19 protein-coding genes are annotated in these 25,003 nt (G+C 72.5%); 6 read left to right on the top strand and 13 right to left on the bottom strand.

The genetic code is table 11. The features are described from left to right. Window positions 1-136: 136 nt before the first annotated feature. From ACFYVL_RS37210 to ACFYVL_RS37165, 10 genes are all read right to left on the bottom strand, one after another. Entirely contained in the window at window positions 137-2,113 is a 1,977-nt protein-coding gene (locus ACFYVL_RS37210) for a helix-turn-helix domain-containing protein (RefSeq protein ID WP_389253079.1), read from the bottom strand. Window positions 2,114-2,253: 140 nt separating this feature from the next. Continuing rightward, on the bottom strand, window positions 2,254-3,660 hold the full coding sequence (locus ACFYVL_RS37205; RefSeq protein WP_389253076.1) for an MFS transporter: 1,407 nt from the start codon (window positions 3,658-3,660) through the stop codon (window positions 2,254-2,256). Between the two features lie 170 nt (window positions 3,661-3,830). Then, window positions 3,831-4,613 (bottom strand): 3-hydroxybutyrate dehydrogenase, encoded by a 783-nt coding sequence (locus ACFYVL_RS37200; RefSeq protein ID WP_389253073.1) that lies wholly within the window; start codon window positions 4,611-4,613, stop codon window positions 3,831-3,833. Window positions 4,614-4,774: 161 nt separating this feature from the next. Further along, window positions 4,775-6,169 (bottom strand): UbiD family decarboxylase, encoded by a 1,395-nt coding sequence (locus ACFYVL_RS37195; protein WP_389253071.1) that lies wholly within the window; start codon window positions 6,167-6,169, stop codon window positions 4,775-4,777. Then, entirely contained in the window at window positions 6,156-6,902 is a 747-nt protein-coding gene (locus ACFYVL_RS37190) for a hypothetical protein (RefSeq protein ID WP_389253069.1), read from the bottom strand. Before ACFYVL_RS37190 ends, ACFYVL_RS37195 begins: the two co-directional genes overlap by 14 nt. Before the next feature lie 107 nt (window positions 6,903-7,009). Beyond that, complete coding sequence (locus ACFYVL_RS37185) at window positions 7,010-7,960, bottom strand: amidohydrolase family protein (RefSeq protein ID WP_389253067.1); 951 nt, start codon at window positions 7,958-7,960, stop codon at window positions 7,010-7,012. 90 nt (window positions 7,961-8,050) lie between these two features. Continuing rightward, window positions 8,051-10,291 carry a molybdopterin cofactor-binding domain-containing protein gene (locus tag ACFYVL_RS37180; protein WP_389253065.1) on the bottom strand — a complete coding sequence of 747 codons (2,241 nt, stop codon included), beginning with the start codon at window positions 10,289-10,291 and terminating at the stop codon, window positions 8,051-8,053. 138 nt (window positions 10,292-10,429) lie between these two features. Then, window positions 10,430-11,161 carry a GntR family transcriptional regulator gene (locus tag ACFYVL_RS37175; protein ID WP_389253063.1) on the bottom strand — a complete coding sequence of 244 codons (732 nt, stop codon included), beginning with the start codon at window positions 11,159-11,161 and terminating at the stop codon, window positions 10,430-10,432. 90 nt (window positions 11,162-11,251) lie between these two features. Beyond that, entirely contained in the window at window positions 11,252-12,706 is a 1,455-nt protein-coding gene (locus ACFYVL_RS37170; RefSeq protein WP_389253061.1) for a nucleobase:cation symporter-2 family protein, read from the bottom strand. Window positions 12,707-13,034: 328 nt separating this feature from the next. Beyond that, a complete protein-coding gene (locus tag ACFYVL_RS37165; protein WP_389253059.1) occupies window positions 13,035-14,465 on the bottom strand; it encodes an amidohydrolase family protein in 1,431 nt (476 codons plus the stop codon). 196 nt (window positions 14,466-14,661) lie between these two features. Between ACFYVL_RS37165 and ACFYVL_RS37160 the strand changes: the two genes are divergently transcribed. Continuing rightward, window positions 14,662-15,105: a hypothetical protein gene (locus ACFYVL_RS37160; RefSeq protein ID WP_389253057.1), complete on the top strand. Its 444-nt coding sequence runs from the start codon at window positions 14,662-14,664 to the stop codon at window positions 15,103-15,105. Between the two features lie 42 nt (window positions 15,106-15,147). Here the strand turns inward: ACFYVL_RS37160 and ACFYVL_RS37155 are convergent, their stop codons facing one another. After that, entirely contained in the window at window positions 15,148-15,834 is a 687-nt protein-coding gene (locus ACFYVL_RS37155; protein WP_389253055.1) for a FadR/GntR family transcriptional regulator, read from the bottom strand. A 120-nt stretch (window positions 15,835-15,954) separates the two neighbouring features. Here ACFYVL_RS37155 and ACFYVL_RS37150 point away from each other — a divergent pair, with 120 nt between their 5' ends. The 4 genes from ACFYVL_RS37150 (at window position 15,955) to ACFYVL_RS37135 (ending at window position 18,529) form a co-directional block, all read left to right on the top strand. Next, window positions 15,955-17,313 carry a CynX/NimT family MFS transporter gene (locus tag ACFYVL_RS37150; protein ID WP_389253052.1) on the top strand — a complete coding sequence of 453 codons (1,359 nt, stop codon included), beginning with the start codon at window positions 15,955-15,957 and terminating at the stop codon, window positions 17,311-17,313. An 81-nt stretch (window positions 17,314-17,394) separates the two neighbouring features. Continuing rightward, window positions 17,395-17,511, top strand: coding sequence for an SGM_5486 family transporter-associated protein (locus tag ACFYVL_RS37145; RefSeq protein WP_389253049.1), 117 nt, complete (start codon window positions 17,395-17,397; stop codon window positions 17,509-17,511). Window positions 17,512-17,718: 207 nt separating this feature from the next. Continuing rightward, window positions 17,719-17,925, top strand: a complete 207-nt coding sequence (locus ACFYVL_RS37140) for a hypothetical protein (protein ID WP_389253046.1) — start codon at window positions 17,719-17,721, stop codon at window positions 17,923-17,925. A gap of 85 nt (window positions 17,926-18,010) precedes the next feature. Next, complete coding sequence (locus ACFYVL_RS37135; RefSeq protein ID WP_389253044.1) at window positions 18,011-18,529, top strand: SixA phosphatase family protein; 519 nt, start codon at window positions 18,011-18,013, stop codon at window positions 18,527-18,529. Between the two features lie 111 nt (window positions 18,530-18,640). On the opposite strand, the gene serB is transcribed toward ACFYVL_RS37135, so the two are convergent. Further along, window positions 18,641-19,855, bottom strand: coding sequence for a phosphoserine phosphatase SerB (gene serB, locus ACFYVL_RS37130; protein WP_389253042.1), 1,215 nt, complete (start codon window positions 19,853-19,855; stop codon window positions 18,641-18,643). A gap of 237 nt (window positions 19,856-20,092) precedes the next feature. Beyond that, window positions 20,093-22,006, bottom strand: coding sequence for a streptophobe family protein (locus tag ACFYVL_RS37125; protein WP_389253040.1), 1,914 nt, complete (start codon window positions 22,004-22,006; stop codon window positions 20,093-20,095). Between the two features lie 252 nt (window positions 22,007-22,258). Here ACFYVL_RS37125 and ACFYVL_RS37120 point away from each other — a divergent pair, with 252 nt between their 5' ends. Continuing rightward, window positions 22,259-24,865: an FHA domain-containing protein gene (locus ACFYVL_RS37120; RefSeq protein ID WP_389253038.1), complete on the top strand. Its 2,607-nt coding sequence runs from the start codon at window positions 22,259-22,261 to the stop codon at window positions 24,863-24,865. The last annotated feature ends 138 nt before the right edge of the window (window positions 24,866-25,003 follow it).

Genomic DNA, 25,003 nt, shown 5'->3' with positions numbered 1-25,003 from the left:
GCCGCCCCCGGGGGCGGAACGGGCGGGCAAGGGGGCGGCCCCCGGCGGAGCCGCACATTCGCCCCCGCCCACCCCGGTGGAGCCGAACCCCCACCCCGGACGCCCCGGCGGAGCCACCCCCCCCGGACCCCCCGCCTCACACGCCCCGCCCCGCCAACCGCCAAAGCCGCAACGCCACCTGCAGCTCCAGCGCCCGCGCCGGCGAGTTCCAGTCCGGCCCCAGCAGCCTCCTCACCCGCTCCAGCCGCTGCGTGACCGTGTTCACGTGCACATGCAGCTCGTCCTTGGCGCGGGACAGCGACGCCCCGTGCGCGTAGTACGCCTCCAGCGTGCGGACCAGCTCGGTGCCCTGCTTCGCGTCGTACTCCAGTACCGGCCCCAGCACGTGCCCGGTGTACGCCCCCACGTCCGCCCGGTCGCCCAGCAGCACCCCCAGGAAGCCCAGCTCCGTCACGTCCGCCCCCTCGCCGGCCCGGCCCAGCGCGTGCAGCGCGTTCAGGCAGCGCACCGCCTCGGCGTGGGTACGGGGCAGATCCTCCGTTCCGTCGGCCGGACCGGCCGCGCCCACCGTGACCGGGGAGTTCAGCACCCTGCCCAGCTCCTGGGCCAGTTCGCGGGCGAGCCCCGCCACTCCGCCGCGCCGCGCCGGGGCGACCAGCACCACCTGCCCGTCCCGCAGCCCGGCCAGCGCCCCCGTCGACCTCGCCCGCCGGGTCGCCTCGGCGGACAGCCGGGCCCTGACCCGCGGCGCACAGTCCAGTACGGCCACGGCGTGCGGTCCGGCGAGGTCCACACCGAGCCGCCGGGCCCGCAGCAGCACCGGGCTCCCGCCGCCCACGCGCCCCGCCGGGGCGGCGGTGAGCAGGTCGTCCAGGAGTTCGCCGCGCACCCGGTCCTCGGCCTCGGCCACCGACCGGCGCAGCAGCAGCACCAGGGCGGTGACCAGCGCGGCCCGCTCGAAGAGCCGCAGGTCCGCGTCGGCCAGCAGGGCCCCGTACGCGATACCGCCGCGCACCCCGTCCCCGTCACCCGGCCCACTGCGCCCCGTCAGCACCAGGCACCCCAGCAGTTCCGTGCCCGCGACCACCGCGCAGGTCCAGCGGCCGTCCGCGTACACCGCCCGCCCACTGGTGCGGGACTCGGCCAGGCCGCGGGCCGGCGGCGCGGGTTCGCCCCCGCCCACCCGGGCCAGCTCCGTACCGTCCGCGTCGTGCACCGCGAGCCCGCCGCCGAGCAGGGCGGCGATCTCCGCGGCCACGTCCGCCACCCCGCCGCCGCGCAGCACCAGCTCGGTGAGCCGGTCGTGCGCGTCCGAGGCGCGGCGCAGGGCCTCGCTGTGCGCGCGGGCGGTGGCGTTGGCGGCCTCCAGCCCGGTCAGTGCCGCCCGGGTCTCCTCCATCAGCCGGGCCCCGTCGATGGCGACCGCGGCGTGGTCGGCGAGCGAGCCGAGCAGCGCGATGGCGTCGGGCGTGAACTCGCGCGGCGCCCGGTCGGCCGCGAACAGCACCCCGATGACCCGGTCGCCGAGCCGCAGCGGCACCCCGAGGATGCCGCGCAGCCCCTCCTCGCCCACCCCGACGTCGATGGTCCCGGTGTGCCGGAAGCGGTGGTCGGTGCGGTAGTCGCGGCTGGCGTACGGCCGCGCGGTCTGCGCCACCAGCCCGCCGAGCCCGTCCCCCATGCCCAGCCGCAACTGCTGGAAGGCCGCCGACACCGAACCGTCGGTGACCCGCATGTAGGTGTCGCCGGCCGTCGGATCGTTGAGGGTCAGGTACGCCACGTCCGCCGCCAGCAGCGTCCTGGCCCGCCGGACGATGGCCCGCAGCACCGCGTCCAGCCCGCGCAGTGCCGCCAGGTCGCCCGCGGTGTCGAACAGCGCGGCCAGTTCCGCCTCCCGCCGCCGGTGCTGGTCCAGGGTGCGGCGTACCGCGAGCGCGGCGTCGGTGGCCTCGGCCAGCCAGGCGGACCCCGACGCGTCGGCGGCCCGCGCCCGTGCGGCGGGACCGGCCAGCTGCTCGGCGGGCGCCCCGGCGGCCAGCAGGTCGAGCAGCTCGCGCAGCGCGGCGGCGGGCCCGGAGGGGCCGGTGGCCCCGGGCGGGGGGAAGTCGGTCATGGCGGCGGGCGGTCCCTTCGCACGGGAGGGGGAAACGGCAGGCACCCCAGCCTCCCGCGCCCGGGGCGGACGCGGGGGACCAGGGTGCCGGTGGAGCCGACGCTGCCGAAGGGCCGACCCTTCAGCCGCGCCCGGCCTTCTCAGCCGCGCCCCGCCGCCGTGCCCGCCCGTGCGGCCGGGGCCGCCGGGGTCCGCTCCGGTGCCGTTTGCGACAGGTCCCGGCCCCTGGTCTCCCTGGCGAAGAACACCGTCACCGAGGTGACCAGCGCTGCCCCGCCCAGGTACAGGCTCAGCGGCAGCGTCGTGTCGAAGTCCTTCAGCAGCTCGACCGCGACGATCGGCGCCAGCGCACCCGCCACGATCGACGCGAGCTGGGAGCCCATCGACGCCCCGGAGTAGCGCACCTTGGTGTCGAACATCTCGGAGATGAACGCCGCCTGCGGCCCGTACATCGCCCCGTGCAGCAGCAGCCCCGCCGTCACCGCCAGCGTGATCACCGTGAACGACTTCCCGTCCAGAGCCGCGAAGAACACGAACGCCCACACCGCCATCCCCACCGAGCCGATCAGCGTCACCGGCCGCCGGCCGATCCGGTCCGACAGCGCACCCCACAGCGGGATCGTCACGAAGTGCACGGCGGAACCGATCAGCACCGCGTTGAGGGCGGTGGACTTGGGGAGACCGAGGTGGGTGGTGACGTACACGAGGAGGAAGGAGGTGAGCAGGTAGTACGAGATGTTCTCGCCGAAGCGGGTGCCGATGGCGGTGAGGACCTCGCGCCAGTTGCGGCGGAACACCTCGACCACCGGGGGCTGTTCCTTCAGGCCGCGCGCCGCCTCGGCCTGTGCCTTGGCCTGCGCGGCCAGGAAGACCGGGGACTCCGACACCGAGACGCGGATCCACAGGCCGATCACCACCAGCACGCCCGACAGCAGGAACGGTATCCGCCAGCCCCAGGACAGGAACGCCTCCTCCGTCTGCACGGCAGCCAGCAGGGCGAGTACGCCGGTGGCCAGGAGGTTGCCGCCCGGCGCGCCCGCCTGCGGCCAACTCGCCCAGAATCCGCGGTGCTTGTCGCCGCCGTGCTCGGAGACGATCAGTACGGCGCCGCCCCACTCGCCGCCCAGCGCGAAGCCCTGGACCAGCCGCAGCACCGTCAGCAGGATCGGCGCGCCGACGCCGATCGTCCCGTACGTGGGCAGCAGACCCATCGCGAAGGTCGCGCCGCCCATCATCAGCAGGCTGAGCACCAGCAGCTTCTTACGGCCGATCCGGTCGCCGAAGTGCCCGAAGACCACCCCGCCGAGCGGCCGGGCGACGAAGCCGATCGCGTACGTCACGAAGGCGATCAGCGTGCCCACCAGGGGGTCGCTCGTGGGGAAGAAGAGCGTGTTGAAGACGAGGGCGGCGGCCGATCCGTAGAGGAAGAAGTCGTACCACTCGACGGTCGTGCCGATCAGGCTCGCGCCGACGATACGGGCGATGCCGGTGCGCGGCGCGGCGGCCGGGTCTTCGGCCGCGGGGCCCCGGGCGGAGGTGTCGGTCATGGCGGGTCACCGTTTCGGGAGAGGTGGGGGACGGGCGTGCGGAGACGGGGCGGGGCGGGTGCGGAGCAAGAAGGAGAAGGGAGGAGCCGGGACGAGAAGGACCGAGAAAGGACGAGCAGGGGCGAGCGGTAGGAGCCGGGAAGAGCGGGAATCGCTTGTGGTGGGCCGTTTCAGCCCGCGGTCCAGCCGCCGTCCAGCGGCAGCGAGACACCGGTGACCGACGCGGCGTGCGGGGCGCACAGCCACAGCACGGCCGCCGCCACCTCGTCGGCCTCCAGCAGCCGTTTGACGGGCGAGCGGGCCAGCAGTACGTCCGCCAGCACCTGGTCGGGCGCGATGCCGTGGGCGGCGGCTTGGTCGCGGATCTGCCCCTCCACCAGGGGCGTGCGCACATAGCCGGGGTTGACGCAGTTGCTGGTCACGCCGTACGGGGCGCCCTCCAGCGCCGCCACCTTGCTCAGCCCCTCCAGCGCGTGCTTCGCCGCGACGTAGGCGCTCTTGTACGGGCTGGCGCGCAGGCCGTGGACGCTGGAGACGTTGACCACCCGCCCCCACCGCCCCGCGTACATGTGGGGGAGTGTGCGGCGCAGCAGCAGGAACGGTGCGGTGACCATCACCCGTTGGATCAGCTCGAAGCGCTCCGGCGGGAACTCGGTGAGCGGGGCGACGTGCTGGAGTCCCGCGTTGTTGATCAGGATGTCGACCGCCGTGGGGAGGGTGTCGACGGCGGCGGGGTCGGCCAGGTCGACCACGTGGGGCTGTCCGCCGGTCTCCCCGGCCACCGCCTTGGCGGTCTCGCCGTCGCGGTCCACCACGTGCACGGTGGCCCCTGCCCCGGCGAGGGCCAGCGCGCAGGCCCGGCCGATGCCGCTGCCGCCGCCGGTCACCAGGGCGGTGCGGCCGGGCAGGGAGACGGCCGGGAGAGGGGCCGGGGCAAAGGAGTCGCTCGTCATGGCGGGAACAGTAGGGAGGCGCCCGCCCGCCTCCCATGTGGCGGACCACCACAATCGGCGCCGCATCCCTGGTGGTTGCTCCCATGTGCCGCGGGCACGGCTCGCGCTGCGCGAGCCGTGCCCTGTCCGGCGGGTCCGGCGACGGCTCCGCTCGCGGGCGGTCAGCCGTCCAGCAGTCTTCGGGCCGTGGCCAGCCGGTCCTGCGACATGCGGATGCGCACGCCGTGGAAGTCCGGGCCGCGGGTGGCGTCCAGGGCCATCCGGGACGTGGTGCCGTCGGCCGTCGACGACGGGTCGAGCGGGCTGCCGGGGAGGCCGTCCACCACGAAGACGTCCCGGTGCGGCTGCAGGTGCGTGGCCATCGCCCACAGCACCTGCGAGTCCTGCGTGACGTCCACGTCCGCGTCGACCGCCACGACCGTCTTCAGGTACGGGTCCCAGCCCAGCAGCCCCAGCATGATCTGCCGCGCCTGCCCGGGGCGGGACGCCCGCATCGCCACGTACGCGTGGAAGTGCGTCCCGGACGTCGGGTAGTACAGGGCCGTGACCTCGGGGAACCGCTCCCGCAGCTTCTGCGCCATCTCCGACTCGCGCGGAATCCGGGCCAGGTTCAGATGCTCGTCGGTGTTCCCGCCGACCACGTCCAGCAGCAGCGCGTCGGAGCGCCGCAGCACCGTCTCCACGGTCAGCACGTCGTTCGTCGACCGGTCGGAGGAGTACCCGGAGAACTCCCCGAACGGGCCCTCCTCCGCGTGCCGGGCCGGATCGAGGTACCCCTCCAGCACGATCTCCGCGCCGGCCGGCACCCGGATCCCGTACTTCGGTGTCCGTACCACCTCCAGCGGTGCGCCGAACAGCCCGCCCGCCACGTCCCGTTCGTCCCGGTCCGCGCCCAGCCTCGCCGAGGCGGCCAGCATGAACAGCGGATGCCCGCCGATCACCATCGCCACCGGCAGCCGCTCCCCGCGCTCCTCCGCCATCCGCAGCAGCTGCCACAGGTGGCCGCGCGAGTGCAGGCTCGTCGCCAGTTCGTTTCGGCCGTGCACCATCGAGCGGTGGTAGCTCAGATTGCCGGCCCGGCCGGGCGGCGCGTACGACGGCGCCTCCACCGCGATGATGCCGCTGGTGATGTACGGGCCCCGGTCGGAGGCGAAGTGCCGGATCAGCGGCAGTGCGCTCAGGTCCACGTCCGTCCCGGACTCGACCACTTCCAGCACGGGCCCTGCGGCCACCACCCGCGGCGCGCACGCACGGGCCGAGGCCGCCTGGTACGCGGCGTGCAGCCCCGCGGCGTCGGTGCCCAGCAGCCGGGCCACCCGCCGCCGGGAGGCGAAGACGTTGGTGACGACCGGGGTGCCCAGCCCGGCCACGTTCCGGCAGACCATCAGCTCCTGCCGGCCGCGCAGCGCCAGCTCCGCCACCAGCGCCGCCACGTCCTCGCCCTCGATCTTCTCCTCGACGGTGAGGACGTCCCCGGGGTGCTCCGCCGCGTACGCGCGCAGGAACTCCCGCAGGTCCTGCGACGGTTGCGCCGCGGCGGACTCAGTGCGCGTCACAGCACACCCCGGCCGGCTTCTCCGCGCCGAACATCTCGCCCCACTCCGGCGCCGTGACCGACAGCCCCAGCAGGTCGAGTCCGGTACGGATCGCCACCCGCGCCCCGTCGTACACCGGCTTGCCCAGCTCCCGCTCCATCAGCGCCGCCACCGGTGCCACCGGCAGCTCCGTCCCCGCGACCACGATGCACTGCGCGTCCAGCGAGTCCGCCGCCTTCAGCACCCGGCGCACCCGGGAGACCGGCAGCTCCGCCGCCTCCCGCGCGTTCGCCAGACCCAGCGCGGTCACCGAGGCGATCTTGAAGCCGGCCGCGAGATAGGTGTCCGCGAGGCGCCCTGCCGTCTGCTCGTTGCCCGCCGACACCAGCGCCAGCGACACGATGTCCCGGCGCGAGAGCAGGTCGATCTGGCCGAGGGTGACCGTCGAGGCCCGTACCCCCGTGACCTCCTCCACCCAGCGCGCCATCGCCCGCCCGTGCGCCGCGCCGTGCAGATCGGCGGAGCTGCCGCTCCACACCACCGCGCTCACCCCGGCGTCCGCCAACTGGGAGGCGGCCCGGGTGAGTTCACCGGACTGCGAGGGAGCGATCGCCGGGCCGCTCATCACCTCGGGCAGCGAGGCACGGGCGATCGGATGGGCCACCTCGACGGAGACCGGCTTGCAGATCTGGGCCACCCAGCGCTCGACGCCGACGCTGGTGGAGGGAACGAGATGACCGATGCGCTGCTGCATGGCGACACCACTTTTCTCAGACGGAACTTTTCTCAAACGGAGAGTTGTACGAAGAAGGGGGTGGCCCCGAGCCTCCCGAGCTTCGGAGCCACCCCCGGCCCGGGGAGCTACGCGCGCATCTCCGCCGCCGACTTCGCCGACGGGTTCTCCAGCGTCGCGTACGAGCTCTTCAGCCGCAGCTGCGCCTCCTCCTGGTCCCGCGGCGGCGGCGTCGGGTCGATGCCCAGCAGCTTCGCCACGTTGTTGCCGAGGTACCCCTCCAGGTGCTCCTCGCTCAGGTTCATCCCCTGCGGCGGCGGGCCCATCAGGACCTCCAGCTCCCGCGCCCACATGCCGGGTTCGTTCGGCGGCGAGTCGGTGCCGAAGACGAGCTGGTGCTTCTCCATCTGCTGCGCGAACTCCACGATGCGCGACTGGAGGAGCCAGCCGGACTCGCCGTACACGTTCGGCGAGTCGAGGATCATGTAGAGCGCCTCGAAGCAGTACACGCCACCCGTCTGCACACCGAAGTGGCCGAGGATGAAGTTGACGTTCGGGAACTCGCGGATGATCGGGTAGAACTGCGTCGGGATCGAGTACGGCCCGTCACCGGTGTGGATCAGGACGAGGACACCGAGCTCGTCGCAGACCCTCAGCACCGGACGCAGCCAGTCCAGTGCCCGGTCCGGACGGTAAGCGTGCATGTTGGCATGCAGCTTGACCATCTTGTAGCCGTATTCCTTGACGTGGTGCCGCAGCTCCGCCGCGCCGTTCTCCGGCCCGAAGCGCGGGTTGTACATGAAGTTCCCGATGAAGCGGTCCGGGTACGTCGTCACCAGGTGCGTGATGTACGACATGTAGTCCCGGATGCCCTCCCGCCCACCGCGCATCCCGTCCTGCCACACGGAGTTGCCGGGCGGCGGCATGATGCAGCCCATGTCGATCCTGCGCGGCTTCCCGTTGATCATGTAGGGGCCGTCCATCATCTCCAGGGTGCGCTCGCCGGTGAACGGCGTGCCGTCGTGCCGCCAGGCCTGGTCGACGATGTTCGTCGGGTGCATGTGGGTGTCGATGATCAAGGTGCTGTTCCTTCCCTGCTGGTTCTGGTCGTACGTGGTGCTGTGTGTGGACCGTGGTGAACCGTTCGGGGACCCAGGGCAGGGCCCGCCTCACCTCCCTTCGGTGTGCGTGAAGTCGTCGGGCCGCACCGGCACCCTGCCCAGCTCCAGCCCGGTCGCGTCGCGCAGGGCGTTCGCGATGGCCGGCGTGGAGGAGAGGGTCGGCGGCTCGCCCACCCCGTTCAGGCCGTACGGCGAGTCGGGGTGCGGCAGTTCGAGAAGGTCTATGGGCACGGACGGCATGTCCGCGATGGTGGGGATGAGGTAGTCGGTGAAGGAGGGGTTGCGCACCTTGCCGTCCTTCACGTGCAGCTCCTCCATCAGGGCCAGTCCCAGCCCCTGGGCGCTGCCGCCCTCGATCTGCCCCTCCACGGCCAGCGGGTTCATCGCCTTGCCGACGTCCTGCGCGGTCGCCAGCTCCACGACCTTCACCAGGCCGAGTTCGGTGTCGACGTCCACCACGGCGCGGTGCGCCGCGAACGCGAAGGCGATGTGCGCCTGGCCCTGCCCGCGCTCCGGGTCGACGGGGTAGGTGCGCCGGTGGGAGTACTCGTACTCCTCCTCCAGCGGGCCGTGGGCGGCGAGGAGCCGGCCGAGGTCACCGTCGCCCCCCAGCTCGGTGATCCGTTCCCGGAGCGCCTTGCAGGCGCCCTGCACCGCGCCGCCGCTCATCCAGCTGATGCGCGAGGCGGAGGAGGAGCCGGCGTCGCCGACCTGGGTGTCCGCGGGCAGCACCGTCACCTGCTGGACGCCGAGTTCGGTCCGTACGATCTGGGCCTGGACGGTGACGATGCCCTGCCCGCACTCCGCCGCCGAGGTGTGCACCTGCGCCACCGGCTCGCCGTCCGCCAGCGAGAGCCGGACCCGGGCCACCGAGCGGTCGTCGACGCCGCCGGAGAAACCGATCGCCTTGACCCCGATCGCGTACCCGACACCGCGCCTGATGCCCTCGCCGTGGCTGGTGTTGTTGAGCCCGCCGGGCAGACCGAAGGCGCCCTCGGCGGGCGGCGGGAGCGGCCGGGCGCGCAGGCGTTCCAGCAGTTCCGCGGCGGGCGCCGGACCGTCCACCTGCTGGCCGGTCGGCAGCATCGTCCCGGTCGTCATGGCGTTGCGCAGCCGCAGCTCCACCGGCTCGATGCCCAGCGCGCGGGCCAGCTTGTCCATGTTGGACTCCACGCCGTAGCAGGACTGCACGGCACCGAAGCCGCGCATCGCGCCGCAGGGCGGGTTGTTGGTGTAGACGGAGTAGCCGTCGATCTCCACGTGCGGCACCTCGTACGCCCCGGCAGCGAAGTACGAGCCGTTGGCGATGACGACCTGCGAGGTGGAGGTGTACGCGCCGCCGTCGAAGACCAGCCGCGCCTTCACGTAGACGATCCTGCCGTCGCGGGTCGCCCCGTGCTCGAACCACATCTTCGCCGGGTGGCGGTGGACGTGCCCGAAGAAGGACTCCTCGCGGTTGTAGCTCATCTTCACCGGCCGCCCGGTGTGCAGGGCCAGCAGCGCGGAGTGGATCTGTACGGAGACGTCCTCACGTCCGCCGAACGCCCCGCCGACGCCCGACATGGTCAGCCGGACCTTCTCCGGCGGCAGGCCGAGCGCCGAGCACATCTGGTGCTGGTCGTCGTAGAGCCACTGGGTGGAGACGTAGACGTCCACGCCGCCGTCCTCGGCGGGTATCGCCAGGCCCGACTCGGGCCCCAGGAACGCCTGGTCCTGCATGCCGACCTCGTACGTCCCCGAGACGACGACCTCGGCGAGCCGCTCGGCCTCGGCCATGTCGCCGTGCCGGATGCGCACATGGCGCACGACGTTGCCCAGCTCGTCCTTGCCGTCCACCCGCCGGGCGTGCACCCGCGGCCCTTCGCCGCCGACCGCCTGCTCGGAGTCGGTCAGCGGGGTGCGTATCTCGTACTCCACCTCGATGAGCCGGAGCGCCCGGCGTGCGGTCTCCGGGTGGTCGGCGGCCACCAGGGCCACCGGCTCGCCCTGGTAGCGGACCACGTCCTGGGCGAGCACCGGCTGGTCGGCGACCTTCATGCCGTACAGCGGATGCCCGGGGACGTCCTCGTGGGTGAGGACGGCGACCACGCCGGGGAGCTTCAGCGCCCTGCTCGCGTCGAGGCGGACGATACGGGCGGAGGGATGCGGGCTGCGCAGGGTCGCGCCCCACACCATGTTGTCCGCGTGCAGGTCGGAGGAGTACGCGAAGTCCCCCTTGACCTTCAGCCGGCCGTCGGGCCGCCGGACGCTTTCGCCCACCCCGTCCCGGATTCCGGTAGCGGTGCTCACGATCGATCACTTCCCTTCCACGGCAATGGGGTTGGGTGGTGCGATGTGGTGCGATGTGGTGCGGGTGGTGCTGGAGGTGCTGGAGGTGCTGGAGGTGCGTACCGCCCGGGTGCGGCGGCGGGGCTCGGGCGGCGGTGCTCAGGCGACCGGATGGATCCCCGGGCCCCGCGGCTCGTCCTGGTCGGGCCCGGCGGCCACCGCCTGGGAGAGCCGGATGCGAAGCCGTCTGATGTGCTCCCGGGCGGCCAGCTCAGCGGCGTCCGGATCGCCGGTCGTCATCGCCTCGAAGATCCGGCGGTGCTCGGCGACCGCCAGCCGCGGCCCCTCCGGACTGCGCCACAGCGAGTGCAGCGCCAGGTGCGCCTTGCCCTGGATGGTGTCCAGGGCGGAGGAGAGGTGGGTGTTTCCGGCCACCTCGCGGATCAGGCTGTGGTACGCCATGTCCATCTCGATGTGCGCGCGCTCGTCGTAGTCCGAGGTGACCACGCGCTCGTGCCGCTCCAGCAGGTCGCGCAGCTCGCCGACCTTGGTGGCGTCGAGCCGCTCGGTGGCCAGGCGGGCCGCCAGCCCCTCCATGACCTCGCGGACCACGTACAGCTGACGCACGTCCTCCAGGTCGACGGTGGAGACCACGGCGCCCCGGTGCGGGACGTGGGAGGCGAGCCCGTCGTGGATGAGCCGCTGCACGGCCTCCCTGACGGGGCTGCGGCTGATGCCCATCTGCGAGGCGAGCGCCGGCACGGACAGCGCGTCGCCCGGCCTGAGGCGGTTCGCCAGCACGGCGGCCTTCAGTTCGTCGTACGCGCGGTCCGCCAGCAGACTCCCGGCCGCGACCGGATTCACAGCCTGCTGTGCCTTGTCGGTCGCCATCCTCGCCTCCCCATCCCTGTGTCCTTCGGTCCGTGCTTCCCGGTTCCCGGCGCGCCGCGCGGGGTGTCGCGCGGTGCGCCGTCGGCCGGTCTACACGGGGTCCTTCTCCGTGTAGACTTCATGTTGCATGTAATGTTCCGGCGGGTCAACGGGTTCGACCGCCGCTTTCTTCCTGCCGGGCAGCCGCAGGTGGTGGAAGAACAGGTTGAGCAGCACGGCGGTGACGGTGCCGAGGATGATCCCGCTCTCGAAGAGTGCATGCAGCTGCCGGTTCGGCATCTGCTCCGCGAACTGCGGGAACGCGGTCGGCAGGAACCCGATGCCCATGCTGGCGGCCACCAGGATGGTGTTCCGCTGGTCGGTGAGGTCCGCCTGGAGCAGGATCTGGATGCCCACCACCGCGATCGTCGCGAACAGCACGATCGTCGCGCCGCCGAGCACCGAGGCCGGCATCGCTGCCACCACCGCGCCCACCTTCGGCACCAGGCCGAACACCATCATGATCACGCCGGCCGACGCGATGATCCACCGGCTCTTCACCCGGGTCAGCCGGATCAGGCCGATGTTCTGCGAGTACACCGTGCTGGGGAAGGAGTTGAGGGCGCCGGCGACCGCCGTGGCCAGCCCGTCCGCCCGCAGCGCCCGGGTGACGCCCTTGCCGTCCACCTCACGGCCGACGATCTGGCCGACCGCGAAGAACTGCCCGATCGACTCCACCGCCACGATGATCATCACCATGAAGACGGCCAGGATCGCGAGGGTGTCGAACCGGATGCCGTAGTGCAGCGGCGCCGCCATCCCCAGCCACGACGCGTCCCCGATCCGGGAGAAGTCGGTCTTCCCCGCGAGCGCCGCGACCGTGGTGCCGACGAACAGCCCCACCAGCACCGCCACGGTGGCCAGGAAGCCGCGCGAGAACTTGTGCAGCAGCAGGATGACCACGAACGTCACGGCGGCCAGCCCCAACTGCGCGGGCGAGCCGAAGGTGCGGGCACTCGGATCGCCACCGCCCACCTGCCGGGCGGCCACCGCGAGCAGCGTGATCCCGACGATCGTCACGATGGTGCCGGTGACCAGCGGCGGGAAGAACCTCACCAGCTTGCTGAAGACGGGGGCGATCACGAACAGGGCGAGCCCGGCCGCGATCACCGCCCCCAGCACCGTCGGCATCCCGGCCTTCGCGCCGCCCGCCGCCAGCCCCACCGAGACGAGTGAGGGCACCGCCGTGGTCGAGGTGCCCTGCACGATCGGCAGCTTGATGCCGACCCCCCTGAAGCCGACCGCCTGCATCAGCGTGGCGATGCCGCAGGTCAGCAGTGACGCGTTGACGAGCAGGCCGATGTCCTCGTCCGGCAGCCCGATGCCCTGCGCGACCAGCAGCGGCATCACCACCGCGCCGGCGTAGAAGGCGAGCACGTGCTGGAACCCGTAGACCGCGAGCCGCCAGAACGACGGCACCGCCTCCACCGGGTCCTGCGCGTGCGGGGCCGGGTCCCGGTCGTCCTTCCGGTCGTCCGTACAGCCCTGATCTGTGGTGCGGGACATGTGCGTTCTCCCTCCACCCGCCTCGGCGGCGGGGGTCCTTGTATGCGCACGTACGAGGCCGCGGACGGGCAGCCGGGGTCCTTCGTGGGGGGCTTTCCGTGGGGTCTGCGGATTCGGGAGGCTGGGTTTCGGGAGGCTTGGGCGGAGCGTCGGGGACGGGGATCGGGAACAGGGGTCGGGGTCGGGGGACAGGGGTCTGGAACAGGGGTCGGGGATCGGGGACAGGGGTCGGGGTCGGGGACGGATCGGGCGGGGGATCGGAGGTACGGGGCCCCGTTCGGGCACCGGCCCGGCCCGGCCCGGTCGCGGGGCCGGGCCCGGCGGAGGGTCAGTGGTGCCAGGAGGCGCGCAGCGCGTCGAACCCGGCCCGGGAGACCAGGCGTTCGGCCCGCTCCTGGGCCTCTTCGAGCAGCGCCGCCTCGTCGACGAGCACGCAGCGGCCGTCCTCGAACACCACCCGCCCGTCGACGACCGTCATCTCCACGTCGCTGCCGCGCGCCGCGTAGACGAGCGTGGCGACCGTGCGGTGCACCGGCCGCAGGTGCGGCCGGTCGAGGGCGACGACCACGAGGTCCGCGGGCGCGCCCACGCTCAGGGTGCCGGTGCCCGTACCGGCGTACCGGCCGCCCTCGCGGGTGGCCAGTTCCAGTGCCTCCTCGCAGCGGACGGAGGCCGGGTCGAGGTGCTGCTGCCGCTGGCCGAAAAGGGTCTGCTTCATCACCTCGAACATGTCCTGCCGGTGCCCGGCGCTCGGTCCGTCGGTGCCCAGCGACACCACCGCGCCCGCGTCCCGCAGCTCCCGCAGCCGCATCGTGCCGGAGGCCAGATAGGCGTTGGACGTCGGGTTGTGGGAGACTCCGGCCCGGCGCTCGCCGATGTGCTTGACCTCGGCGTCGTCCAGCCAGATCGCGTGCGCCAGGGTGGCCCGCTCGTCGAGCAGCCCCTCCCTGGCCAGCCACTCGACCGGCCGCACCCCGTACGCCTGGAGGTAGCTCGCCGGGTCCTTGGCCCCCTCCGAGCAGTGCGTGTGCCAGCGGGTGCCGAACTCGGCGGCCAGCTCCACCGCGCCCCGGACCAGGTCCTGGTCCACGTAACTCAGATTGAGCGGTGCGGGCCAGACCTCGACCATCGAGGTGCGCGGCGGACGGCGCTGCATGCAATCGCGGGTGATGTCCAGCTCCTCCTGCGTGGAGTAGCGGTACAGCGCGTCGGGCAGCCCGCGCGACTCGGCGACCGCGGTCCTGCGGCCGAGCATGCCGCGGGCGACGGCGCCGCGCAGCCCGGCCGACTCGACGGCCCGCGCGACGGCCAGGACGGTCTCCGGGTCGGTCGGCGCGTAGTGGTTGTCGATCACGGTGGTGATGCCCGAACGCAGCGCCTCCACCGCCCCCAGCGTGGCCGCCACCCGGGCGTCCTCGGGGTCCACGGCTATCGAGTACGGCCACATGAACTCGCAGAGCCAGGGCCAGATGGAGAGCCCTTCGCCCATGCCCCGGGCGAGCGCCTGGAACAGGTGGGAGTGCCCGTCGACGAAGCCCGGCAGCACCGCCCGGCCCCGGCAGCCGACGGTCCGCCGGGCCTGCCACTGGGCGTCGACCTCGGCGGCCGGACCGACCGCCACCACCCGGCCGCCGAGGACCGCCACCGAGCCCGGCTCGTGCACGGACCGCCGGCCGTCGACCGTGACCACCCGGCCGCCCGACAGCAGCAGATCGCATTCCAAGGGACGTGCGGGGTCCACGGGACGCGTGGGTTGCATGGAAGTCCTCCCGGAGGGTCGGCGACATGCTCAATGTTGCATGTAACGTATTCAGGCCTTTCGGCCTGTCAACCCTCTCCGACGGAACGTGCTCGTCAGGAGCCCTTCAAGTCGAAAACCCCACGAAATCACCGCAGACTGAGCGAACCGGGACGATCCCGGCCGCTCATCCGGTGCGGGGAGGAGGTGGAGCGCGATGCCCGGCCACGGCAGCAGAGGGGCGGTGCTGGTCGCTTCCTCGGTCCTGGCGGTCGCCCTCGCGGGGGCCGTCTCCTACGCGGCGCTCCCCGGCGCGGCACCCGCCGGGTCCGCGCCGCGGGCCGCCGCGACCGACCCCGGCAGGCCCTTCGGCGCCACCTGCCGGACGGCGGTGGAGGGCTCGGGGGTCGTCTCTTACTGCCACAACCCCTACCCCGAGCCGGACCACGTCCGGCTGCACACCGAATGCGTGCGCTGGTGGGACATCGACGGCGACTCGGCCGCCACGGCGGTGGGCCCCGCCCAGACCGTGCGGCTGACCGGACGCTGCTGGAAGGAGATCGGCAGCGCCTGGGTCACCCACTCCCGCACCCCGGCCGGCCCCGCACCCGCGCCGGGCGCGCGGCCGGACACCCCGGCCGGACCCGCACCCGCCCCGTGAGCGCGGCCGGACACGGACCCCGCGAGCGAGTGCGGCCCCAACTCAGCCCGTGAGACACCTGCGGTCGGCCAGGCACTTCAGCGAGTACCCGGCGGCCTCGGCGGCGGCCGTCTCCGCGTCGCCCGCCCGGATCGCCTCGATCAGCCGGGCGTGGTCCATGTGGTCCTCGGGCCGCAGCTCCTGCCCGATGTCCTCGCGCAGCCAGTCCCGCAGCAGATCGCCCAGATCGGCGTAGAGCCCGATCAGCACGTCGTTGTGCGAGGCGGCCACCACCGCCAGGTGCAGCGAGGCGTCCGCGGTGACGAACTGCTCCGCGTTCCCCGAGGCCCACGCCTCCTCGCGCCGCGCCAGCAGCCCGTCCAGGTTCCGTACGTCCTTGTCCGTACGCCGCTGGGCGGCCAGCCGTCCGGCCGAGGACTCCAGCGTGGAGCGCAGCTCGGCGATGTGCAGCGGATCGGCGTCCGCGAACCGGCGGTGCATCACCCCGGCCAGCTCGCTCGTCGCCAGTACGTACGTCCCCGAGCCCTGCCGGATGTCCAGCAGCCCGTTGTGCGCGAGCGCGCGCACCGCCTCGCGGACCGTGTTGCGGGCCACGCCCAGCTGCTCGACCAGCTCGGGCTCGGTCGGAATCCGTGACCCCACGGGCCACTCGCCGGACGTGATCTGGTTGCGCAGCGCGCTGATCACCTGGTCGGAGAGTGCGGAACGCCGGGGAGAGGTCAGCGTCATGGTGCTCCTCGTTCGGAGTCGAAGTCGGTAGGGGCGCGGCAGGAAGCGGTCGGTTACGAGTGTGCGGTCTGTCCGGGATCGATTGGACAACCAATCATCCCATGATTCTATGATGGCTCCATGCCAGTCGACGAAACCCGGACCCTGAGCCCCGAGCCCAGCACCGCACAGCAGCCCGCGACCACCGAGAAGACCCGCACCGCCACCCCCGCGAAGCAGACGGCCCCGTACTCCGTCTGGCTCGTGCGGCTCATGGTCGTCGGACTGGTGCTGGCCGCGCTCAACCTGCGCCCCGCCATCACCAGCCTCGGCCCGCTCCTCGCGGAGGTCCGCCAGGGGCTCGGCATGAGCGGGACCGTCGCCGGCCTGCTCACCTCGGTACCGTCCGTGTGTTTCGCGATCTTCGGCATCATGGCCCCCCGGCTGGCCCGCCGCTTCGGCCCGGCCACCATCGTCTGCGCGGGCATGGCCGCCATCGGGCTCGGTCTGTTCCTGCGCCCCTTCGCCGGCGGCACGGCGGGCTTCCTCGCCGCCAGCGCCCTCGCCCTGGTCGGCATAGCCGTGAGCAACATCCTGCTGCCGGCCATCGTCAAGCAGTGGTTCCCGGACCGGGTCTCCACCATGACGGGCCTGTACTCGATGGCACTGGCCATCGGCACCTCGCTGGCCGCACTGTCCACCGTGCCCCTGACCAAGGCGCTCGGCGGCAGCTGGCAGACCGGCCTCGCCGTGTGGGGCGTCCTCGCGGTGCTCGCGCTCTGCGTCTGGCTGCCGCTGGCCGTCCGGCACGGCCGCGACCGGCGCGCCGCAGGTACCCGGGCACAGAAGGAGACCCCGGACGTCGAGGCCCTCGAATCCGCCGCCGAGGCCCCCGCCAGGACCGCCGCCCCGGCCCTGTCGATGGCCCGCAGCCGCACCGCCTGGGCGCTGGCCTGCTTCTTCGGCCTCCAGGCCACCGCCGCGTACATCACCATGGGCTGGATGCCGCAGATCTTCCGCGACGCCGGCATCTCCGCCGGCACGTCCGGCATCCTGCTGGCCCTCACCATGGCGATGGGCATCCCGCTCGCCTTCGTCATCCCGCGCGTCGCGACCCGGCTCACCAACCAGGGCCCGGTGGTGCTGGTCCTCGGCCTGTGCGGACTGACCGGTTACGCCGGCCTCTTCCTCGCCCCGGCGGGCGGCGCCTGGGCATGGGCGCTGCTGCTCGGCATCTCCAACTGCTCGTTCCCGCTGGCGCTCACCATGATCGGGCTGCGCGCCAAGACCCACGCGGGTGTCGTCAAGCTCTCCGCCTTCGCACAGAGCATCGGCTACCTCATCTCCATCCCGGGCCCGCTGCTCATCGGCATGCTGCACGACGCCACCGGCGGCTGGGGCGTGCCGATCGCCCTGATGGCCACGCTGATGGTGCCGCAGATGGTGGTCGGCGTCCTGGCCGGCCGCAACCGCACGGTCGAGACCGAAGCCGCCGCCTGACCGGGGCGCCGCCCGGCGGGAGCACGGGGAGTACGGGGGAGGGGCGGCACGGGCCGTGACAAAGGGTGCGAGACTGACCCCATGCCTGTGCTCGACCCGAACCCCCCGAACGGCCACAAGAAGCTGCTGATCGTGCTCGGCGCGATGCTCGCCGTCACCGTGATCATCGCCGTCATCGCGACGCTCGCCTCGCCGTAGCACCCGTACGGTCCGCGGCGCCCGGCCGGCACCCGGTCGGCCCCGCCCGGCGGACCTTCGCAGGGCCGCAGGGGTGGGGTTGTCCCCACCATCCCCTAGGGGGCTGGGATCAGGGTCGAGTGGGGAGTCCACCGGATGGGCGCGGGCGCCCGCACTCCGTAGGTTCGAGGTGTCCCGTTCGGATACCGCTCACCCCCGGAGGCGGCCATGTCGGCCCCCACGCACACCGCGCACCGCACCACCGAGACGGGCAGGCGTCTGACGTGGTGGTCCGTAGCCCTGCCGGTCGCCGCCTTCGTCGTCCTGCTCACCCTGGTCACCGGCCCCGGCCGGGCCAGTGCCGCGGCCGGCCCGGCGGACGCCACGGGCGTCGCCTACCTGCTGGAGCGCATCCTCTCGCTGCTGCCCCTGTGACCCGCCCGGCCCGCCGTTCACCCGTGCCGGGGGAGCGCGTCAACACCCCGGGCCCCGGAGTGCATTTCGTGCGAAGCTGGAGTGCATGAGCGTCGATACACCCCGCAGGATCGTCCTTCTCCGGCACGCCAAAGCCGACTGGCCGCAGGTGTCCGACCACGACCGGCCGCTCGCCGACCGGGGCCGCCGGGACGCCGCCACCGCAGGCCGCAAACTGGCCGACACCGGCATCCCCTTCGACCTGGCCCTGTGCTCGACCGCCGCCAGGACCCGGGAGACCTGGAAGCTGGCCGTCCAGGAAATGCCGCAACGGCCCAGGACCGTCTACGAGGACCGGCTGTACGAGGCCTCCCTCGGCGAGATCCTCGCCCTGCTCAACGAGGTGCCCGACGAGGTGGCCGAACTCCTGGTCATCGGCCACAACCCCGGAATGCACGCGGTCGCCGACGCGCTGGCGGGCAAGGCGGACCCGGACGCGCTGTCCCGGATGACCAAGGGCGGCTTCCCCACCGCGACGTACGCGGTGATCGAGTTCACCGGCTCCTGGAAGTCGGTGGAGCACGGTGTGGGCAGGCTGACCGATTACTGGGCGCCGCACGACTGACGGGCCCGCCCCGTCCCACCGATCGTCAGCACCACAGGGCAGGGCCCCGGGAACGGCTCCCGGGGCCCTTTCGACGTACCTGGCGGCCGACTCCCGGCCGGCCCGGCATTCTCAGTGCAGATGGACGGCGTCCCCGTCCGCGGCCTCGACCTCTTCGCGCGTGATGCCCAGCAGATAGAGGACGGTGTCCAGGAACGGCACGTTCACCGCGGTGTCGGCAGCCTGCCGCACCACCGGCTTCGCGTTGAACGCCACGCCGAGACCGGCCGTGTTGAGCATGTCGAGGTCATTGGCGCCGTCGCCGATCGCCACCGTCTGATCCAGCGGAACACCGGCCTCCGACGCGAAGCGGCGCAGCAGCCGGGCCTTGCCCGCCCGGTCCACGATCTCGCCGGTCACCCGGCCGGTGAGCCTGCCGTCGACGATCTCCAGGGTGTTGGCGGAGGCGAAGTCGAGCGACAGCTCCTCCTTGAGCGCGTCGGTGACCTGGGTGAAACCGCCCGACACCACACCCACTTGGTACCCGAGCCGCTTGAGCGTCCGCACCAGGGTCCGGGCGCCGGGCGTCATCCGCACCTCGGAGCGCACCTTCTCCACGACCCCGGCGTCGAGCCCCTTCAGCAGCGCGACCCGCGCGTGCAGCGACTGCTCGAAGTCCAGCTCCCCGCGCATGGCCTGCTCGGTGACGGCGGCGACCTGAGCCTCGCACCCGGCGTGCGCGGCGAACAGCTCGATGACCTCGTCCTGGATGAGCGTCGAGTCCACGTCCATGACGACGAGCCGCTGGGCCCGCCGGTGCAGCCCGGCCGACACGACGGCCACGTCGACGCCGATCTCCGCGGCCTCGGTGGCCAGCGCGGTCCGCAGAGGTTCGGTCTCGGCACCGGAAACCGCGAACTCCACCGCGGTGACCGGGTACTTGGCGAGTCGGAAGATACGGTCGATGTTGCCGCCGGTGTCGGTGATCCTGGCCGCTATGGCGGCCGTGCACTCGGCGGTCAGCGGGTGGCCGAGCACGGTGACGTGCGAACGGCCGCTGCCGCGCGGCCGGTTGTCGCCCGTACCCGAGATGATCTCGGCCTGGAGCTTGAGTGAGTCCGCCCAGCTGTGCACGGTCGCCCGAAGCTCGCCGGCGGCGGCGACGGTCGGCTCGGTGATGAGGACGCACAGGACGATGCGGCCCCGGGTGACGACCTGCTCGATGTCCACGACATCGACGGAGTAGGCGGCGAGGGTGTCGAAGAGCCCGGCGGTGATCCCGGGACGGTCCTTCCCGAAGATCTTGACGAGAAGGGTGGGGACGTCGGTATTCGGCAATACGCTCATGGTCCCCCCACCGTATCGGCCCCCCGCCCCGCCCTCACCCACCGTCCCGCCCACCGGACAAACAATCCGCGAGCCCCCTCAGGGGCGCGAGGAACTGCGCGAGCAGCCACCCACGCGTCCGCAGGCAAACACCGGCCGCGCGGCCGGCGGTCCAGGGAAGGGGCGAGCGCCCGCCGCAGGCGTCCCCCGCCCGCACGCTTCCCACCCCACCCCGCGCGAACCGCACCCCCACCCCTCCTACTTCCTCCTCGGCGGGCCCGGCCTCCCCGGCGGCGGAGGCCCCTCCTCCTCCGGCGGGGACGAGGGCCGGGGCGGCGGAGGGGGAGCGCCCTTCCGCCTCCCCCCACTCCCCGGCGGAGCCGCCGGCGGCTCTCCCGGCGGCGAGGGCATCCCCGTGATCGTCGGCGCCGCATGCCTCCCGTCCTTCGTCCTGCGGTGCGGCACGGACCCGAGCGACCCCGCGGGCGGTGGTGTCCGCTCCGACCGCCACCCGTCCCGCGGCGCGGGCCGCCCGTCCCGCGGTACGGGCTCCGTGGGCGGCCAAGCCGACGGACCACCACCGGCCCCGGACCCGGCACCCGCCCCCGCCCCGGCAGCCGTCCCCGACCCCGACCCCGACCCCGCCCCGGAACTCCCGCGACCCCCGTCCCCCACTTCCCGCAAGTACGGGTTCGTCCCCTCGTCCCCGCCCTCCCCGTACCGGGGCGACGGGTTGTACGGACCCGGTACGTACGCCAGGTCCGGATACGTCCGGTCCCCGCGCCCCGGCACCCCGCCCCACGGCCGCGCCAGCACCGCCGCCCGGCGGCCGTCCGCCCCGGCCGCGCACGCCAGCAGCGCCCCGAGCGCCCCGGCCGCCGCGCCCCAGACCACCCCGAGCAGCAGCGCCATCGCCACGTTCCCGCGCAGCGAGATGCCCGCCCCGAAGGCGTCGAAGCCCAGCACCGAGAGCGACGCGTCCGCCGACACCCCCGTCAGCCACACCAGCAGCGGCAGCCCCAACCCGGTCACCGTGCCCAGCGCCACCGCGGCCTGCCCCGCGTACGCCGCCACCGACAGGCCGTCGCGCGGGGTCCGGGCCGCCGCGAGCACACCGGCGTACAGCATCAGCAGCGCGGCGGCGACGGCCAGCAGCCACACCCGCCCGTCCAGCTCGGCGAGCCGGGACACCGACAGCGGCCGGTCCGCGGTCGCGGAGAGCAGCTCGTCGAAGGGCGCGGGCAGCACGTTCACCAGCTGTCCCGTCGCGTGCCCCTCCCACGGCACGAACAGCCCGAGCGGCACCGCCAGCCACACCCCGTTCGGCGCTCCGAGCAGCGCGGCTCCCAGCACCCGCCCCGGGTGGTCGTCCCCGATCGCGGCGTAGAGGGCCGCCACCACGCCCGCCAGTACCGCCACCAGGAACACCGCGACCAGCGCGGACGCGGCCGGCCGCAGCACCCGGTGCACCGCGTCCCACCCCTGCGGCAGCGGTGTGCGGCGCGAGGCGAGCAGCGCGATCAGCAGCACCCCCACCACCCACACCGCACCGCCGAGCAGCGAGGGCCCCGTATTTACACCGAATCCGACCGTCGCTTTCGCATCCACCAGATCGGAGAGCCGGTCGGGCAGCAGTCCGCCGATGCCGCCGAGCGCGTCCGGGAGCTTGTCCGCGATGTCGCCGGGAAGATCGTTTCCGGGAATCCGGTCGAGTCCGAGCTTCCCGCCGTCAATCGTGATGACGTCGTGACCCGCCCAGCTGATGACACCGAGAGTGACGACGAACAACACCGCCACCGAACCGGCGCGCACCGCCAGTTCGGTGCCGGGTATCACCTTTCCCGCACTCCGCAGCGACCTCAGGAAGAAGAAGGCGAGCAGCAGCGCGCCGACCAGACCCACCCCAAGTGGCGCAATATCGACGGCTGTTCGTGCCGCGGCGCCCTCGATCCCGAAGGCCGAGACGTTTCCGGTGGGGGTGACCGAGCCGCCCACCGCGAGAACCACCACGGCCGCCGTCAGGGCCCGTAACGACCCGGCGGCGTCCGCCCCCAGCAGATGCAGCCCCAGCGCGGCGACGCCCGCCATTCCCGCCAAAGCCCAGCTCACAGAGGCAATCGAGGCCAGCAGGACATCGCCCCACCGCACACCGACCCGGCCGTTCGCATCCATCTGGCCACCCGATCTGTACCGGTAAATCCCAGTTGCCCAGCTCGCGCATGATCCGTACGCAGACATACGGACTCATGGGCGCTTACCACTCTCCGGGGGTGTTTCGACTGAGTCAACGGGCGCGTACCGGTCGTGCGCACCCCCTTTTCACATGGCCCGACTTTCGGATTCGAGCCGGAGCCTGAAATAGTTCCCCACGATGTTCACCATCCCTAGACTCCCGGTGACGGGCGTAACTACGGGGGACAACTAGTGGGGCATGGAGTGCCGGAACTCGTACTGGAATTGAATGGAAGGACCTGGACGCTCGACTCGTCCAGGTCGTACACCCTTGGTCGCGATCCCCAGGGTGATGTGGTCATAGACGACGCCAGGGTGTCGTGGCGGCACGCCTCGATCAGCTGGGGCGGCCGTAGCTGGGTGATCGAAGACCACGGCAGCACCAACGGCACGTACGTGCAGGGCCAGCGGATCCATCACACGGAGATCGGCCCCGGCTCCGACGTGCACCTGGGCAACGCCACCGACGGACCGCAGCTGATCCTCACGGGCGCGGGAGCGGGAGCCGCGCCGCAGCAGGCACAGCAGCCGCAGCCCTCGCACCAGCAGGCGGCGCCGCAGTCGCAGCAGCCCAGCTGGCAGCAGCAGGCACCGCAGGGAGCGCCGCCCCAGCAGCAGCCGAGCTGGCAGCAGCAGGCGCCGCACCAGGCACCGCAGCAGGGCAGGCCCGCGCAGCCCCAGCAGGGGCAGCAGCAGCCGAGCTGGCAGCAGCAGCCCGCCGCCCAGGCCCAGGTGCCCGCGCAGGGCAACAAGCCCGGTGGTGCCGCGGGGGCCCCGCCGGTGTACGGCGACCGCAGCCCGACCACGTTCCACCAGATGGCACTGGGCCGGGTCATGCGCATCGGCCGTGCGCTGGAGAACGAGCTGGTCGTCTCCGATCTCCAGGTCTCCCGGCTGCACGCCGAGTTCCACTCGACGCCCGACGGCCGCATGGAGATCCGCGACCTCGGCTCGCACAACGGCACGTACATCAACGGCCAGCCGATGCAGAAGTCGGGCACGGCGCTGCTGGGCCCCAACGACATCGTCGGCGTCGGCCACTCCACCTTCCGCGTCGTCGGCGACCGGCTGGAAGAGTTCGTCGACACCGGTGAGGTCTCCTTCTCCGCCCGCCACCTCACGGTGACGGTCGACGGCGGCAAGGACATCCTCAAGGACGTCTCCTTCGGCGTCCCCGAGAAGTCCCTCATCGCGGTCATCGGCCCCTCCGGCTCCGGAAAGTCGACCCTCCTCAAGGCGCTCACCGGTTACCGGCCCGCCAACAAGGGCGACGTCCTCTACGACAACCGGAACCTGTACAAGCAGTTCGCCGAGCTGCGCCAGCGCATCGGTCTGGTCCCGCAGGACGACATCCTGCACAAGGAACTGACCGTCAAGACGGCCCTCAAGTACGCCGCCAAGCTGCGCTTCCCCGCGGACACCAGCGAGGCCGAGCGCCAGCAGCGGATCAACGAGGTCCTCGGCGAGCTCAAGCTGGACATCCACAAGGAGAAGAAGGTCACCTCCCTCTCCGGCGGCCAGCGCAAGCGCGTCTCGGTCGCCCTGGAGCTGCTGACCAAGCCCTCCCTGATCTTCCTCGACGAGCCGACCTCGGGCCTCGACCCGGGCATGGACCGCGACGTCATGCAGCTGCTGCGCGGCCTCGCCGACGACGGCCGCACCGTCCTGGTCGTGACCCACTCGGTCGCCGAGCTCGCGATCTGCGACAAGCTCCTCGTGATGGCCCCCGGCGGCTCCGTCGCCTACTTCGGTCCGCCGGAGGAAGCCCTCAACTTCTTCGGCTACAGCACCTGGGCCGACGTCTTCTCCGCCTTCGAGAACTACCGCGACTACGACTGGGCGGGCCGCTGGCGCGGTTCGCAGCACTACCAGATGTACGCGGCGGACATCGACGCCGTCGCCGCCCAGTCCGTACACATGCCGCCCCCGCAGCAGATGCGCCCGCCGAAGCCGCAGGGCTGGGGCGCGCAGCTGATCACGCTGATCCGGCGGTACGTCTCCGTCATCGCGTCGGACAAGGGCTTCCTCGGCCTGATGGTCATCCTGCCCGCGGTGCTCGGCCTGGTCAGCGTCGTGATTCCGGCGGACTTCGGCCTCGGCCCGCCCAAGCCGCCGTCGAGGTTCAACGGCGACGCAGGAACCATCATGCTGATCCTCGCGGTCGGCATGTGCTTCTCCGGCGCCGCGAACTCGGTCCGTGAGCTGATCAAGGAACGGGTCATCTACGAGCGCGAACGGGCCACCGGCCTCTCCCGCTCCGCGTACCTGATGTCCAAGGTCATCGTCCTCGGCGTCATCACGGCCATCCAGGGCGTGATCATCTGCGCGATCGGCTTCTCCACCCGGGACCTCCCGAAGGAGGGCCTGATCATGCCGCCCGCGGCGGAGATCTGCGTCTCCGTCATCGCGCTCGGCTTCACCTCGATGATGTTCGGCCTCGTCATCTCCTCGCTGGTGAAGACCTCCGAGAAGACGATGCCGCTGCTGGTCATGTTCGCCATCGTCCAGGTGGTCTTCACCGGCATCCTCTTCAAGGTGTACGGACAGATCGGCCTGGAGCAGTTCGCCTGGCTGATGCCGTCCCGCTGGGCCATCGGCGCCGCGGGCACCACGCTGGACCTGGCGCACCTGATGCCGCCGTGGGACCAGAAGAACCCGACCGACCTCGACCCGCTGTGGGAGCACACCGCCTCCCAGTGGGGCATCAACATCGCGGTCCTGCTGGCCCTCGGCGTGATCTGCGGCTTCGCCGTCGCCCGCCTGCTGCGCCGGCACGAGCCCGAGGTCATGCGCAAGTGACGCGCTGAGCGCGGACAGCACGAAGAGGGGCGGGGGCCCCCCGGGACGCGCGGGGGGCGCCCCAGGCTTGACCCCCACCCGGCCACCGGGGTCATCATGCCGCCGGGGCGGTTTGGTTTCGGGCCGAGAGGCCGCGCG

This window comes from Streptomyces sp. NPDC004111, from assembly GCF_042874215.1.
GTDB lineage: Bacteria > Actinomycetota > Actinomycetes > Streptomycetales > Streptomycetaceae > Streptomyces.
This window is presented reverse-complemented; position numbering and strand designations above follow the sequence as displayed.